The following is a 14,434-nucleotide window of genomic DNA, read 5'->3' as shown; positions in this document are numbered from 1 at the left end:
AATAAGAATATCGTGAGGATGCCCTAAACCCCGAACCGGTCGCGTAGGCTAAAGGCGAACATTGCAGCACTGGTCATGGCGGGTCCGAATATCCGCCCCGCGGGCAATGCGGGTGTCGGCAGATTTGCGATCAGATCAAAATCAGACCGATCACCTGCAATTGCATCCGCCACCAGTTTTCCGCACAGGATCGACAGCGCTACGCCATGACCCGAATAACCGGCGGCTGCGAAAAGACCCGGTTCAACCTCGGCCAGATAGGGCAAACGGGTGGATGTGACGGCCAGCGTTCCGCCCCAGGCATGGGTCAGATTGACGTCTTTCAGTTCCGGATAAACACGGGCCAGATTGGCGCGGACCTTGGCCCGAATATCCTTGGGGTACTTGCGCCCATAGCTTTCGCCGCCCCCGTAGACCAACCGCCCGTCCCGCGTTTGCCACCAGTAATTCACGACAAACCGGCTGTCGGCGACAGCCACGGGGCGGATCATCGGGGCACGATCACCCAGGGGTTCGGTCACAGCCAGATAGTTATTGATCGGCAGGACATGAGACGCCGTCTTGCGGTTCAGATGCGTTCCATAACCGTTACAGGCCAAAAGGATGTTCTTGGCCCGCACCACGCCGCCATTGGTCTGCACCCTGCCCGGTTCAACCTTATGCACCTCGGATCGTTCATGAATTTCGACACCAGCGGCCTGTGCGGCGCGCGCCAGACCCAGGACCAGGTTCAAAGGGTGGCAATACCCCGCACCTTCGTCCAGCACACCGCCTTTGAAGACGTTAGAACCGATCAGCATCGCCAGTTGATCGGCGTCCAGTTTCGTCAGGCTGCGGTAATCGTAGTTGAACGACAGATGATCGGCCTCGGAATGATGCTCGGCCACTTCGCCCTGGGTCAGGGCCGCGTGAATGATACCGGGTCTGTAGTCAGCATCGGGCGCATGGTCGGCGATCAGGGTCCGCACCAGCGTTTTGCCTTGTCCAGCCAGCGCCCACAGCGCCTTGGCACGATCCCGCCCAAGATGGTCCGCCAGCCAGTGAACATCCTTGTTGAACCCCGATCCGATCTGACCGCCGTTCCGGCCTGAAGCACCGAATCCAATCCGCTGCGCCTCAAGCACGATGACACTTTGGCCGGCTTTGGCCGCGTGCAGGGCAGCCGATAACCCCGTATAGCCCGCGCCAACCACACAAAGATCAGCGCTTTTTTCGCCTTTCAACGCAGGCTGCGGCGCAAGCATTGTGGCCGTTTCCGCGTACCAACTGTCCGGATACTGACCCGGCGTGTCGTTCACATAAAGATAGCTCACTCAAACAGCCCCACTTACTCACCCGGTCCGATATTAAGCACTGCGGGACGCCAAGGTAAAAGAATTTTATGAGTTCAAGCGCGATCATCTTTGGGTGAGGCCATGACGACATAGGAGGTGATCGCGCTGACATGGGGCAAGGTGCCCAGCACCTCGGTATGGAAATGTTTGTAGGCGGTCAGATCTGATACCTCGACCCGCAGGATATATTCGACCATGCCGGTGATGTTGTGGCATTCGCGAACCTCGGGCGCAGCCGCCATCGCCTGTTCAAACGCGGCCTGGGCATCCCTGGTATGAACAGACAGCCCAACGGCGACATAGGCAATAAATCCGATCCCGATGGCCTGTGGATTGATCACAGCCTTGTACCCGCTGATCACACGCCTGCGTTCCAGTTCCTGAACACGTCGCAAACAAGCCGAAGGCGACAGCCCGACCTGTTCGGCCAGGCCGGTATTGCTGATCCGCCCATCGGTGGCCAGAACACGCAATATTTTGCGGTCTATTTGGTCTAGTTCCATCATTTATTGCAAAATAAAGCAGTCAGGCGATTGTTTTGCAATGATTTGCGACACAAAGGGCGATAGATATTTGTGTATGATAGACCCTGCGCTGATCCTGCCCCTTGTTCTGTTCGCCTTTGCGTCAACCGGTACGCCGGGCCCAAACAACATTATGCTGCTGACCTCGGGTGCGAATTTCGGATACCGCCGCACTGTTCCGCATATGGTCGGTATCTGGACCGGGTTGGTGTCAATGCTGCTGATTATGTCGACAGGCCTGGGCGAGCTGTTCGACAGATATCCGGTGGCCGAGATCATTCTGAAGGTTGCAGCAACCGGGTACATGCTGTGGCTGGCATGGAAAATTGCCCGTGCAGCACCCGTTGAAGGCGGCGACGCAACAGGTACGCCTATGACACTGCTGCAAGCCGCAGCGTTTCAGTGGGTCAATCCAAAGGCCTGGGCGATGTGCGCCACTGCGGTGACTCTCTATTCGGTCGGCAGCGGATGGTTGGCCATGGCCATTCTGGCCATCGTATTCATCATGGTGTCATCTGTCACCAACAGCACATGGATCGTGCTTGGTCAGCAAATGACCCGATTTCTATCAACGCCGGGTCGCTTGCGTGCTTTCAATATCACAATGGCCCTGCTGCTGGTGGCGTCGCTTTATCCTATCCTGCTTGGCCAGGGTTCGGCCGGTCAGGCCGCCGCCGCACCGGAAATCAGTGCACAGTCACCGGACTGAAGTCGTTCTGACGGGCCAGTACAAAGGCCAGACTGCGGTCGGCAACCAAAGCCAGCTGCTCGCCCTCGGCTGTGTGGACAGCGTAAAGCGTTTCCAGACCATCGGCCTGTTCCTGAAGCTGCTCAGGCAAATCAGCCACTGCGATGGGTTTTACGTAAACAGTCCGCTCGCCCAAAACCGAGGCCAGATCATAACGTGTATTCATAACTTACCCCTTCTTTATCTGGATTGTCTGCACAATACTGTCTGGCACCGATCGGTTCAGATCGACGTGCAGCAATCCGTTTTCCATCGTCGCTTCACCGACATCGACGCCATCGGCCAAAACGAACGACCGCTGAAACTGACGGGCCGCGATACCACGATGCAGGAACATACGATCCGTATCGTCGTCCGTCTGTCTGCCGCGCACGACAAGTTGCCGATCCTCGACCGTGATGGACAGGTCACCTTCACTGAAACCGGCAACGGCCAGTGTGATCCTGTAAGAGGTCTCAGACGTCTGCTCGATGTTGTAGGGGGGGTATCCGTCGTTCCCGGATTTCGCCGTGCGTTCAACCAGACGCTCAAGCTGTTCAAACCCCAGAAGAAAGGGGTGTGACCCCAAAGTCAGTTTTGTCATTCCTATCGTCCTTCAAAAGCGACGTTCGTGAATGGCCCCTTTCTGGCGACCAGTTTTGTCAAATATGGGGCGCAAAATAGCCCTGCGCAAGGGGCAAGGGTCTTTGCGAAAGGCATTCAAATTGCTATGTAAGGGGCCTTGGCAAGGGATTTACATGGATGAATGCACCGGGCGAGATGAAAACCGAGGAAGTTCTTCGGATTGAGCTTGAGGTATTTCGACGCGAACACCGCGATCTGGACGAAGCGATTGCCGCCCTGCATGAAAAGGGCACGGGCGATCAGTTGACCTTGCAGCGGCTCAAGCGTCAGAAGCTGGCTTTGAAAGACAAAATTGCCCAGATCGAAGACCGCTTAACCCCGGATATCATTGCGTAAACGCTTTTCCTGCGTATAGTGCCGCTTCGCTTGAAGGAGGCGGTGAATGAAAGTCGGCATTATCATGGGCAGTCAGTCGGACTGGCCGACGATGAAAGCAGCAGCGGACATACTGGATGACCTCGGTGTGGGATATGAGGCCAGGATCGTTTCGGCCCATCGCACGCCCGACCGTCTGTGGGACTATGGCAAGACGGCTGTCGATCGGGGCTTGCATGTGATCATCGCGGGCGCAGGCGGGGCTGCGCATTTGCCGGGTATGATGGCGTCGAAAACGCGGGTGCCGGTGATCGGGGTGCCTGTTCAGACGCGGGCGTTGTCAGGCGTCGACAGCCTGTATTCCATCGTGCAGATGCCCAAGGGATTTCCGGTTGCGACAATGGCAATCGGGGCCGCCGGGGCGGCCAATGCAGGATTAATGGCGGCTGGTATTCTGGCCTTGCAGGACAGCGCGCTGGCGGAACGGCTGGATCGGTGGCGTGATGCGCTTTCGGCCTCAATCCCCGAGGAGCCTGTGGATGACTAAGCCGCTGCCGGTCGGGGCAACCATCGGTATTCTGGGCGGTGGGCAGTTGGGGCGGATGCTGTCGGTTGCGGCGTCGCGGCTAGGGTTTAAGTGCCATATCTTTGAGCCCGGCGCCGAGCCACCCGCCGGGGACGTCGCCCATCAGGTCACAACGGCGTCTTACAATGACACAACCGCGCTGCAGGCCTTTGCCGATGCGGTTGATGTCATCACCTATGAGTTTGAGAATATTCCCGTTTCCGCGCTTGATATGCTTGACCCCCGGTGCCCCATTCGACCTGGCAGGCAGGCGCTGTCTGTTAGTCAGGATCGGCTGACCGAAAAGTATTTTCTGACCGGCCTTGGCCTGACGACCGCACCCTATGCAGCGGTGGATACGCTGGATGATCTGCGCGCCGCAGTGGGTCAGATCGGGACGCCCGCCGTCCTGAAAACCCGTCGTTTTGGCTATGACGGCAAAGGACAGGTGCGGATCAGCGAACAATCCGATTTGGCGGATGCTTTCGCGGATCTACAAGGCGCGCCTGCCATTCTGGAAGGTTTTGTCGCGTTCAGCCATGAGGTTTCGGTGATCGGCGCACGGGGGCTTGATGGACAAGTCGCCTGCTTTGATCCGGGCGAAAACCTGCATCGCGACGGCATTCTGCGCACGACGACCGTGCCCGCCCGGCTAAGTGCCGCGCAGCGGGCGGATGCGGTTTTGTTGACCGGCAGGATTTTGAATGAGCTGGAGTATGTTGGCGTCATGGGGGTTGAGCTTTTCGTGACGCCCGGTGGTCTGATCGTGAATGAGATCGCGCCACGGGTCCATAACTCGGGGCATTGGACGCAAAACGGATGCGTGATTGACCAGTTTGAACAGCACATCCGGGCCATCGCGGGATGGCCCCTGGGTGATGGGACGCGGCATTCGGACGTGGTGATGGAAAACCTGATCGGTGACGATATGACCCGCGTGCCTGCGCTGGCACAAGACGGCGCGGCGCTGCATCTTTATGGTAAGGCAGAGATTAAGCCGGGTCGGAAGATGGGGCATATCAACAGGGTGATTGGCCCCAGATGACCTAGCGCCCCGTTTTTATTAGGGATAATGCAACGCCACCCAGCACCAAGGCGGAGGCCAAAGCGAACCGCGTGGTGAGCGTTTCGTCCAGAAATGCGATACCCCCCGCCACGGCGATGATCGGAACGGTTAGCTGTGAAACCGCAGCGCGTGTTGCGCCCAGGTTGGGCAGGATGCTGTACCACAACGCATATCCCAGTCCCGAGGTGATCGCGCCCGATATAATGGCGAGGATTGTTCCGTTGAACGTCACCTGGGACGGAACCAACAGAAAAGCCAGCGCGCCCAGTGGGACAGCCAGAAGGAAATTGGCGGCGGTCATGTTAAGGGGCGCCTGGGCACCCCGCCCTGCCAGCGAATAAACGCCCCACCCAAGGGCGGCGGCGGCCATCAACAGACTGCCTGAAAACGGCGGAATATCAGCGCCCGCGGGCCACATCAGATAGATCAGTCCTGCAAAAGCGATCACTGCGCCGATCCACCGTTCCAGCGGGACCTGTTCACGCAGGATGAGCGCCCCCAGAAACATCGTGACTTGCACGCCACCAAACAGGAGCAAAGCCCCGACACCGGCATCAAGCGTGATATAAGCGAAGGAAAAGCCAAGGACGTAGAGAGCGAGCGACAGCGTGCCAACAGCAGAAAAAGGCAGTTTTTGTTGGTCTTTACGGGAGGTTAGCCAGACCAGAGCGACCAGAACAACAGCGCCGGACAGGATACGGATGGCGGCAAAGCTGGACGCGCCCATCGTGCCATCGGTGAGTGCGAGGCGGTTCAGGACGGAATTGGCGGCAAAGGCGATCATGGTCAGTGCGGTCAGCAGGATCAGACGCATGGGGCTGTGATCCAATTGAGGCGCTGACGCGCCGCGTCTTTTATCTCAGGCCCTGTGGGCCTTCGGGATGCCTGCGGCGCGAGTATTTTTGGAACAATAATGGTACCGGTCACGCAGCAACGTCTTGGGCAAGGACCCCGGCAAGCGAATTGGTCGAGCTTTCGGTGATTCGGACACGGACGAGTTCGCCGCGCATGGATTTGGGTGCCTGGACATGAACGGCGTGCAAATATTCTGATTTTCCAACCATTTGACCGGCCAGGCGGCCTGGTTTTTCAAAAAGTACAGTGACCTCTTGCCCGACCATGGCGTCCTGTATGCTGCGTTGTTGTTCGTTCAGAAGGGCCTGCAGCCGCTGCAGGCGATCACTGGCGACATCCGGATCGACCTGGGCGCGTTCGGCTGCGGGGGTGCCGGGGCGGGTGGAGTATTTGAAGGAAAAGGCCTGGCCATAGTTTACAGCGCGGACCAGAGCCATGGTGTCTTCGAAATCCTGATCGGTTTCGCCGGGGAAACCCACGATGAAATCACCCGACATCAGGATATCCGGGCGCGCGGCGCGGATGCGTTCGATCAGGCGAATATAGTCCTCGGCCGTGTGCTTGCGGTTCATCGCCTTGAGGATGCGGTCACTGCCGGATTGCACGGGCAGGTGCAGGTAAGGCATGAGTTTATCGCAGGTTCCGTGCGCTTCGATCAGCGCGTCGTCCATGTCGTTGGGGTGGGATGTGGTAAAGCGGATGCGTTCCAGCCCGTCGATATCATTCAATTGCCAGATCAGATCGGCCAGGGAAGTTTCTCCCTTCGCGCCTATGCCGTGATAGGCGTTAACATTCTGACCCAAAAGGGTAATTTCGCGCACGCCGCGATCCACCAGATCGCGCGCCTCACTCAGAACCTGATCGACGGGGCGTGATACTTCGGCCCCGCGGGTATAGGGCACGACGCAGAAGGCGCAGAATTTATCGCAGCCTTCCTGCACCGTCAGAAAGGCGGTTGGGCCGCGTTGCGCCTTGGGGCGGGATTTGAGGTGATCGAATTTGTCTTCTTTGGGAAAATCGGTGTCGAGCGCCTTTTGCCCCTTGGCCACCTGCTGTTCCATATCGGGCAGGCGGTGATAGCTTTGCGGGCCGACGACCAGATCGACCATGGGTTGGCGACGCATGATCTCGGCGCCTTCGGCCTGGGCGACACAGCCTGCAACGCCAATCTTCAGATCAGGCTTTTCGGCCTTCAGACCCTTATACCGACCCAGTTCCGAATAGATCTTTTCAGCTGCTTTTTCCCTGATGTGACAGGTGTTTAGCAGAATCATATCCGCGTCATCCGGCGTGTCGGTCGCCACATACCCCTGACCACCCAAAGCTTCGGCCATGCGTTCGCTGTCATAGACATTCATCTGACAGCCATAGGTCTTGATATAAAGCTTTTTCGCGTTTTCGTCTGACATGGATATGTTCCGGATTTTGGCGGTGCGCCCTTCTACCGAAAAGAGGATGGGCTTGCAATGTGTGGACCGCGTCGGGCAATAGGGTTTTGAAAGAGGCGTGCGATGGTGTTCGACAGTTTTGACCAGTTTCTGAAACAGCCGGGGTCGGTCCTTGGTAAGGGGCCGATTGCGCTGATTTTTCTGGAAGATGATGTCGAGGTCGCGTCGACGCTTAGACACCATATTTCACTGGGGTTTCAACAGGTTCTCGCCATTGGCGCGCCCGGTATCGCCATTGATCCTGCCCTGTTGGATCAGGTCACGCGCATATCCGAAGTGATCACGAAACCGGGCCTGCGGGAAGAGATCATCAACAAGCTGATCGCGGCCGCGCCGGGCGTCTGGTTTTACTATTGTTTCAACGCCGAATATCTTTTCTTTCCCTTTTGTGAAACTCGCAGCATCGGCGAAATGCTGACCTTTCATACGGAAGAGCGGCGCGAGGCCATGCTGAGCTATGTTATTGATCTTTATGCAGAAGATCTGGCGGCCTGCCCAAACGCCGTGTCTGTTACAGCGCCCTTTCTGGATAAATCCGGGTACTATGCGATCGGTCGTGAAGATGCTGAAAACGACTGGGCGCCCAAGGATCGGCAACATGATTTTTTCGGCGGACTGAAGTGGCGGTTCGAAGAACATGTGCCGCAAAAACAAAGGCGTATCGACCGTATCGCGATATTCAAAAGCAAACCGGGGCTGAAAATGCTGCCGGGGCATTTATTCAATGATGAGGAATACAATACCTATGCCTGCCCCTGGCACCATAATCTGACCGCGGCGATCTGTTCGTTTCGAACAGCCAAGGCGCTGCGGCGCAATCCGCGATCCCGGCACGAGATCGGCAGCTTCAAATGGCATAATTCCGTGCAATTTGAATGGAGTAGCATGCAGTTGATGAACCTGGGCCTGATGGAACCCGGGCAGTGGTTCTGAGGAAAACGTAACGTTGTCATGGCTGTGCACCACGTATTCTCTGTGCGTTGCAGCAGAATCGACACACAACCCAATTTCTGTCGTCAGGGCTTTCACAGTCTGCCCAACGAACAGGCAAAATCGGCGGATATAGGCGACTATATGTCTTCAACCGGCAATAGATTGCGCGAAGGACAAAGCAGAGAAATGGAAATAAGACATCCGTCGCATTTATCTTTATGCACGGCTGCGGTAGCAACACGGCAGAACATAGTTTTGTCGATACTTTATGGTGAGTTTTCTTGCGTATACTCTATCTTGCACATGATTTGTCGGACGACGCCATTTGGCGTCGGGTTGAAATGCTTTCAGTTGGTGGGGCCGAAGTACACTTGGCGGGGTTTTCCCGCAAGGAACCCGCGATCAAAGGGCCTGCACGCACGATGCGGTGTTTCGGGCTGACCTTCAATGGCGGGTTTCGTCAGCGGATCGGGGCTGTGTGTCAAAGCTATATCAGCCTGCGGGATTTGCTGAAAGGGACACCCAAACCCGATGTGATCATTGCCCGTAATCTTGAAATGCTGGCGCTTGCACCCAAGGTACGGCGCGTCTTGAAGGTGCGCAAAGTACCGATTGTCTATGAATGTCTGGATATCCACGCGCTGATGCTGCGCAAAAACCCGATCGGTGCAATACTGCGGGGCATCGAACGGCAGTTGATGCGGCGGACGGCCCTGCTGATCACCAGTTCGCCTGGGTTTGTCCGCAACTATTTCGAACCCTATGGCCAGAATGCGCCCGAAACGATGGTGATCGAAAACAAGATGCTATATACGCCTGCAAGCAACCGCAGTGTCGGGATTCAGGATGATACCATCCGGATCGGATGGTTCGGTATTCTGCGCTGTCAGGCATCGCTGCATTTGCTGGATCAGATGACGCGCGACGCGAACGGGCGCATAAAAGTCAGTCTGCGGGGCAAGCCTGCTTATGATGTCATGCCCGATTTCGACGATGTGATTGCCGACAATCACTATCTGAGTTTTGGCGGCCCTTATCGATATCCCGATGATTTGGCCGAGATTTACGGGCAGGTCCGGTTTTCATGGCTGATCGATCTATACCAGCAAGGCGAGAACTCAGATTGGTTACTGCCGAACCGGCTTTACGAAGGCTGTGCCCATGGCGCGGTGCCCATCGTAAGGGCGGGCACCGAAGTCGCCCGGTTTGTCGAAGCGCGAGATATGGGCATTGTGGTTGGCGATCTTCACCCCGATACCATTGGGGATGCGCTGCTGGAAATGTCCGAACAGGATGTGCTGGCAGTCCGTTCCGCTGTTGCATCGCAACATCGCAGCGCCTGGACTATTCAGCACGAAGACTCATTGGATCTGGTGGACAAACTGTACAGTCTGATCCCGGATCACGCCCAACATTCGGCACAGATACTGGCCGAACAACACGGTTAAAAACCCGATGCGCGCGTTGATCGTTATTCCCTGTCTGAACGAAATCGCGCATATCAAGCCGCTTTTGCAGCAGCTTTTGCCCTTTGTTACGCAAAACGGCGGGCAGATTGTCGTGGCCGACGGCGGCAGCACCGATGGCACGCGGGATGTTGTGGCGGGGATGGCCGAACAGCATGAACAGATCATCCTGTTGGACAACCCCAAGCGCATTCAAAGTGCGGGCATCAATCTGGCCGTGGACCGGTTTGGCGCTGATCATGATGTGCTGATCCGCATCGATGCCCATAGCGCCTATCCCGAAGATTACTGCGCCATTTTGCTGGAAGAGGCCAAGGCAACGGGTGCGGCCAGTGTCGTTGTTGGCATGGTCGCCGAAGGCGCGGGCCTGGTTCAGGGGGCCAACGCCGCGGTGCAAAATTCGCCCCTGGGGACCGGCGGGTCAAAGCATCGTGCGTGTCCGACGGGGGACTATGTGGTTCATGGTCATCACGCGCTGATGCAGATCGCCGCGTTTCGCCAGGTGGGCGGGTATGATGAACGTTTCAGCCATAACGAGGACGCCGAGCTGGACTGGCGTCTGGTTCAGGCGGGGCATCAGATCTGGCTGACGAACAAGACATTCGTCACCTATTTTCCGCGCAAAAGCATGGATGCCCTGGCGCGGCAGTATTTCAACTATGGCAAGGGACGGGCACGGACGATGTTGAAACATCGCATGAAGCCCCAGGCCCGGCAGTTGATCGTGGTGATGGTGGTGCCGTGCCTTTTGCTGATGGTGTTGACGCCGATCACTATGCTAGCCGCCCTGCCCGCCCTGATCTGGCTGGTGGCGTGCCTTTTGGGCGGGGTTTACATTGCGGTGCAACATGTATCGGCGGCGCTGATCCTGACGGGTGTGTCGGCGGCGGTGATGCATGCGGCCTGGTCGGCGGGCTTCTGGTGGCGGTTGCTGCAAACGGCGACGGGTTGTGACCCTGTGCAGACGGTGGGCGCGCAATGACCCTGATCGATATCTGCATGTGCACCTTTCGCCGCCCGCATATGGTGGATGCTCTGGCCAGTCTGAATGCCTTGCAGGTGCCCGAGGGGCATGAGGTCCGCGTGATCGTCGTGGATAATGATACGGAACCGACGGCAAAAGCTGCGGTACAGAGCTATGCCGAAACGGCGCCCTTTGCGGTGGTGTATCTGCATCGGCCCGCTGGTAATATCTCGATCGCGCGGAATGGTGCACTGGACCAAAGCGACGCGCCGCTGATGGCGTTCATCGATGATGACGAGGTCGTGACGCGCGATTGGCTGGTGCATCTGGTGCAGACCCATCGCGACACGGGCGCAGGGGTCGTGCTGGGCCCGGTCGATGCCACTTATCTGGACAGTGCGCCGGGCTGGATGAAGCGGGGGGCATTCCATAACACGCGCCCTGTCTGGGTCAAAGGCCAGATCAAAACCGGTTATACCTGCAACGTGCTGCTGGATCGCGGCCAAGCTGCCTTTGACGGGCTGAGGTTTGATCTGAACAAGGGCCGCACCGGTGGTGAAGACACCGATTTCTTCAGCACGCTTTTTGATCGCGGTGTGGCGTTTGCCTATGCGGCGCAAGCGCTGGTGACCGAGGTCGTGCCCGAACATCGTGCGCAATTGTCCTGGCTGGCTGAACGGCGCAGACGGATGGGGCAAACGCAGGCGGCAGTCTATTACATGGACCGACCACTGTCCGGACGGATCAAGGCGATGGCTCTGTCTGTCGCCAAGGCGGGCTTTTGCATGGCTGGGGCGTTGCTGATGTACCCCATCGCGCATCGGAAAAATGCGTGGTATCTCAGAGGGATGTTGCATATTGGCGTTCTAGGCGCGATGCTGGGTGGGAAGACCGTTGTGCCCTATGGGCTAAGTGATACGACTGCGAATTGATGATGACGCATAATAATTGTGCAAATGCGCAAGACCTGCGCGGAAATCCGGCGATATGCCCGTTGAAGTTGGGGGGCCTCTGCCCCTTTGCTATGTAAAATTGTACCTATAGCACCCAGAGTGGCATATCTGCCCATGCCAAGGATGAGTGGACCGAACAGATGACCCGCATTGGCCTTCGCTTTAATGAAAGTGCGAACGTGATCCAGCCCGGCGATGCGGCCGAGCCGATCAGTTTTGAACGCCTGCTGATCCGGCTTAAACGGCAAAAAAAGGTCATCGGACTTTGCGCAATTCTGGGTATCTTTGCGGGTATTTTCTATATCGCGACAACCCCCCCGATTTACTACGCCGAAGCGCAGGTTCTGGTGAACAATCGCCTGAACGAGGTCATCCAGCAGGCCGCCGTCAGCGATGGTGATATCCGCGATGATGCCGGCATTCAGAACGAAATTCATATCATGCGCTCGGCCCCGATTGCGCGGCAGGTCGTTGCGGATCTGGCGCTTTATGAAGATCAGGTTTTTCTGAACCCGCCCAGTTCAGCGATCGGATCAACGATTGGCGGATTGCGGTCGATGATTGGGGCGATGATCCCCGATCGGGCGTCCTCGGGCCCTGTGATCGAGTTTTCCGACGCTCAAAGACAGGCCTTTGTCAGCGACAAGATCACGCAACATCTGCGCAAATCGATCCGCATCGGGCGGGTTGGGCAGAGTTATGTTCTAAGCGTCGGATATGTGTCGCACGACCCCAATCTGGCGGCCAATGTCGCTAACGCCTTTGCGCAGGCCTATCTGGATGATCAGTTGAACGCCAACCTGGAAGCAACCGAGCGCACCATCAGCTGGATGCAGGATCAATTGGCGGAACTGGCGGTCAGTTCGCAACAGGCCGCGCTGGCTGTGGAACGATTTCGATCAGCTAACAACCTGACTGCCACACAGGGGCAGTTGGTCAGCGAACAGCGTCTGGATCAGTTGAATACACAGCTGAACCTGGCCGAGGCCGATGCCGCGCGCGCCATGGCCCTGGCCAACCGTTATGAAAACCTAATTGAACAGGCGAATGAAGGCGTGATCGACCCCCGCGCTGTGGTCAACACCACTGATGATAATCGTCTAGCCGAGTTGGAAGAACGGTATCTGAATATCTCAAACCGTTTGGACGATGTTATCGAACAGTTCGGGGCAGATCATCCACAGGCGCAGATATTGACCCGACAACAGGCTGAAATGTCTGATGTACTGCGCCAGGAACTGGCCCGGATTTTCAATGAGGTCAGCGCGCAGGCCGCCATCGAACAGGCCCGCGTCGATGCCATTCGCAACAGTGTGGATCAGGCGACGTCCCAGACGAATGCCGCGTCGCAGGCGCAGGTCGAACTGATCAACATGGAAAAGAATGCCGAGGCCCAGTCGGTCAGCTATGAAAACCTGCGCAGTCGCTATGAGGCCCTTCTGCAACAGAAAAACGCACCCCGCATCAATGCCCGCATTCTAGCCGATGCCGTGCCGCCGCGCGATGTGGCCGCGCCACGCAAGTCCAGCGTTTTGATGAGCAGCCTTGTTCTGGGCCTTTTGCTGGGGTTGGGCATTGTGGCTATGCGCGAATTCCGTGAACGGTTTTTCCGCACCGGCGACGAGATTGAGGATGAGGTCGAGCAGAACTTTTTGGGCTATCTTCCCCTGCCCGCACAAAAACGTGGCCGTTTCGATGGGCTGAAGCAGATGTTTCGGCGACGTAGCCTGAAAAAGGCTCCACCGCCGTCCCTGACCTTCAAAATGGCATCGCGTGTGCTGGAAGAACCCCGGTCGGCCTTTGCCGAAACGCTGCGCAATATCCGCTTTGCGCTTGGGGTGTCGGGTGATGACACCAGTGGTTGCAAGGTGCTTGGCGTGACCTCGGCCCTGCCGGGCGAGGGTAAATCGACGGTATCATCAAACCTGGCGCTGCTGCTGGCGATGTCGGGGCACAAGACGTTGTTGATTGACGGTGATATCCGCAACCCCGGCCTGACGCGCGGGCTGAAAATTCCGTCCGAAAAGGGGCTGCTAAGCTATCTGATCGGTGATGCCACGGTCGATCAGGTGACACTGGGCCATGACGTTGAAAAACTGCATATCATACCCTGTTTCACCAATGAACGGCTGTCTCATTATACCGAATTGCTGACGTCGAAACGGATGACGACACTGCTGACAGACGCGCAGAAGAAATACAGCTATGTGATCATCGATCTGCCCCCGCTAAGCCCTGTGGTGGACGCGAAAGTCATTGAGCCCTTTGTGCATAAATTCCTGCTGGTGGCCGCCTGGGGGCAGACCCCGCGCGCCGTTTTGCGTCAGCAGTTGCGGCTGAATCCGAAGATTCGGCAGAAAAGCCTGGGCGTGGTGTTGAACAAAGTCGATATGGAGCAGCTGCCAAGCTATGTGTCCTCAGATACGGGCGAGGCCTATATTTCGACCTACGCGAACTATCATAAAGCCTAGCAAGCTTTAATCATCTGCTGAAATACTGGTCTGAACGGCTAAAATTATCACAGCTGCCCAACAAATGACCCAGAAAAGTCAAGGTCTGACCATGGCAATGTCCTTGCCTGATGGCAGAATGTTGCATAACGTCGACGACATCTCAGTCGTGGCGCAGATGGTATAACA

At 57.0% G+C, this 14,434-nt stretch carries 15 protein-coding genes; 9 read left to right on the top strand and 6 right to left on the bottom strand.

Translation table 11 applies throughout. The features are described 5' to 3' along the window. Positions 1 to 23 precede the first annotated feature (23 nt). Positions 24 to 1,313 (bottom strand): NAD(P)/FAD-dependent oxidoreductase, encoded by a 1,290-nt coding sequence (locus H7848_RS02835; protein ID WP_208347764.1) that lies wholly within the window; start codon positions 1,311 to 1,313, stop codon positions 24 to 26. A gap of 74 nt (positions 1,314 to 1,387) precedes the next feature. Then, a complete protein-coding gene (locus H7848_RS02830) occupies positions 1,388 to 1,840 on the bottom strand; it encodes an Lrp/AsnC family transcriptional regulator (RefSeq protein ID WP_208347762.1) in 453 nt (150 codons plus the stop codon). Positions 1,841 to 1,913: 73 nt separating this feature from the next. Here H7848_RS02830 and H7848_RS02825 point away from each other — a divergent pair, with 73 nt between their 5' ends. Beyond that, complete coding sequence (locus H7848_RS02825; RefSeq protein WP_237072541.1) at positions 1,914 to 2,567, top strand: LysE family translocator; 654 nt, start codon at positions 1,914 to 1,916, stop codon at positions 2,565 to 2,567. On the opposite strand, the gene H7848_RS02820 is transcribed toward H7848_RS02825, so the two are convergent. Together H7848_RS02820 and H7848_RS02815 are read right to left on the bottom strand one after the other, a co-directional pair. Further along, positions 2,545 to 2,772, bottom strand: coding sequence for a DUF1150 family protein (locus tag H7848_RS02820; protein ID WP_208347760.1), 228 nt, complete (start codon positions 2,770 to 2,772; stop codon positions 2,545 to 2,547). The two genes, H7848_RS02825 and H7848_RS02820, sit on opposite strands and share 23 nt — an antisense overlap. 3 nt (positions 2,773 to 2,775) lie before the next feature. Beyond that, positions 2,776 to 3,189: an Hsp20 family protein gene (locus H7848_RS02815; RefSeq protein ID WP_208347759.1), complete on the bottom strand. Its 414-nt coding sequence runs from the start codon at positions 3,187 to 3,189 to the stop codon at positions 2,776 to 2,778. A 158-nt stretch (positions 3,190 to 3,347) separates the two neighbouring features. Between H7848_RS02815 and H7848_RS02810 the strand changes: the two genes are divergently transcribed. From H7848_RS02810 to H7848_RS02800, 3 genes are read left to right on the top strand one after another with little or no spacing between them, the layout of a single operon-like run. Beyond that, positions 3,348 to 3,566 (top strand): YdcH family protein, encoded by a 219-nt coding sequence (locus H7848_RS02810; RefSeq protein WP_208347758.1) that lies wholly within the window; start codon positions 3,348 to 3,350, stop codon positions 3,564 to 3,566. Positions 3,567 to 3,612: 46 nt separating this feature from the next. Beyond that, positions 3,613 to 4,092 carry a 5-(carboxyamino)imidazole ribonucleotide mutase gene (gene purE, locus H7848_RS02805; protein WP_208347757.1) on the top strand — a complete coding sequence of 160 codons (480 nt, stop codon included), beginning with the start codon at positions 3,613 to 3,615 and terminating at the stop codon, positions 4,090 to 4,092. After that, complete coding sequence (locus H7848_RS02800; protein WP_208347756.1) at positions 4,085 to 5,155, top strand: 5-(carboxyamino)imidazole ribonucleotide synthase; 1,071 nt, start codon at positions 4,085 to 4,087, stop codon at positions 5,153 to 5,155. The genes purE and H7848_RS02800 overlap by 8 nt, the downstream gene beginning before the upstream one ends. Before the next feature lies 1 nt (position 5,156). Here the strand turns inward: H7848_RS02800 and H7848_RS02795 are convergent, their stop codons facing one another. Continuing rightward, entirely contained in the window at positions 5,157 to 5,990 is an 834-nt protein-coding gene (locus H7848_RS02795; RefSeq protein ID WP_208347755.1) for a DMT family transporter, read from the bottom strand. A 109-nt stretch (positions 5,991 to 6,099) separates the two neighbouring features. Continuing rightward, positions 6,100 to 7,440: a tRNA (N6-isopentenyl adenosine(37)-C2)-methylthiotransferase MiaB gene (miaB, locus tag H7848_RS02790; RefSeq protein WP_208347754.1), complete on the bottom strand. Its 1,341-nt coding sequence runs from the start codon at positions 7,438 to 7,440 to the stop codon at positions 6,100 to 6,102. A 102-nt stretch (positions 7,441 to 7,542) separates the two neighbouring features. Between miaB and H7848_RS02785 the strand changes: the two genes are divergently transcribed. The 5 genes from H7848_RS02785 (at position 7,543) to H7848_RS02765 (ending at position 14,266) form a co-directional block, all read left to right on the top strand. After that, a complete protein-coding gene (locus H7848_RS02785) occupies positions 7,543 to 8,412 on the top strand; it encodes a hypothetical protein (protein WP_208347753.1) in 870 nt (289 codons plus the stop codon). Positions 8,413 to 8,693: 281 nt separating this feature from the next. Further along, complete coding sequence (locus H7848_RS02780; protein ID WP_208347751.1) at positions 8,694 to 9,860, top strand: glycosyltransferase family protein; 1,167 nt, start codon at positions 8,694 to 8,696, stop codon at positions 9,858 to 9,860. Between the two features lie 7 nt (positions 9,861 to 9,867). Next, positions 9,868 to 10,860, top strand: coding sequence for a glycosyltransferase family 2 protein (locus H7848_RS02775; protein WP_208347749.1), 993 nt, complete (start codon positions 9,868 to 9,870; stop codon positions 10,858 to 10,860). Beyond that, complete coding sequence (locus tag H7848_RS02770; protein WP_208347747.1) at positions 10,857 to 11,774, top strand: glycosyltransferase family 2 protein; 918 nt, start codon at positions 10,857 to 10,859, stop codon at positions 11,772 to 11,774. Before H7848_RS02775 ends, H7848_RS02770 begins: the two co-directional genes overlap by 4 nt. A gap of 161 nt (positions 11,775 to 11,935) precedes the next feature. Further along, entirely contained in the window at positions 11,936 to 14,266 is a 2,331-nt protein-coding gene (locus H7848_RS02765) for a polysaccharide biosynthesis tyrosine autokinase (protein WP_208347745.1), read from the top strand. Positions 14,267 to 14,434: the final 168 nt, after the last annotated feature.

This window comes from Pseudaestuariivita rosea (assembly GCF_017592335.1).
In the GTDB taxonomy this organism is placed as follows: Bacteria; Pseudomonadota; Alphaproteobacteria; order Rhodobacterales; family Rhodobacteraceae; genus Parasulfitobacter; species Parasulfitobacter rosea.
The sequence above is the reverse complement of the archived record's forward strand: the minus strand, read 5'-3'. Positions and strand labels throughout refer to the sequence as shown.

Coding starts and splice junctions, on each gene's coding strand:
- H7848_RS02830 (WP_208347762.1), bottom strand. CDS start 1,840: ATGATGGAACTAGACCAAATAGACCGCAAAATATTGCGTGTTCTGGCC.
- H7848_RS02825 (WP_237072541.1), top strand. CDS start 1,914: ATGATAGACCCTGCGCTGATCCTGCCCCTTGTTCTGTTCGCCTTTGCG.
- H7848_RS02820 (WP_208347760.1), bottom strand. CDS start 2,772: ATGAATACACGTTATGATCTGGCCTCGGTTTTGGGCGAGCGGACTGTT.
- H7848_RS02815 (WP_208347759.1), bottom strand. CDS start 3,189: ATGACAAAACTGACTTTGGGGTCACACCCCTTTCTTCTGGGGTTTGAA.
- H7848_RS02810 (WP_208347758.1), top strand. CDS start 3,348: ATGAATGCACCGGGCGAGATGAAAACCGAGGAAGTTCTTCGGATTGAG.
- purE (WP_208347757.1), top strand. CDS start 3,613: ATGAAAGTCGGCATTATCATGGGCAGTCAGTCGGACTGGCCGACGATG.
- H7848_RS02800 (WP_208347756.1), top strand. CDS start 4,085: ATGACTAAGCCGCTGCCGGTCGGGGCAACCATCGGTATTCTGGGCGGT.
- H7848_RS02795 (WP_208347755.1), bottom strand. CDS start 5,990: ATGCGTCTGATCCTGCTGACCGCACTGACCATGATCGCCTTTGCCGCC.
- miaB (WP_208347754.1), bottom strand. CDS start 7,440: ATGTCAGACGAAAACGCGAAAAAGCTTTATATCAAGACCTATGGCTGT.
- H7848_RS02785 (WP_208347753.1), top strand. CDS start 7,543: ATGGTGTTCGACAGTTTTGACCAGTTTCTGAAACAGCCGGGGTCGGTC.
- H7848_RS02775 (WP_208347749.1), top strand. CDS start 9,868: ATGCGCGCGTTGATCGTTATTCCCTGTCTGAACGAAATCGCGCATATC.
- H7848_RS02770 (WP_208347747.1), top strand. CDS start 10,857: ATGACCCTGATCGATATCTGCATGTGCACCTTTCGCCGCCCGCATATG.
- H7848_RS02765 (WP_208347745.1), top strand. CDS start 11,936: ATGACCCGCATTGGCCTTCGCTTTAATGAAAGTGCGAACGTGATCCAG.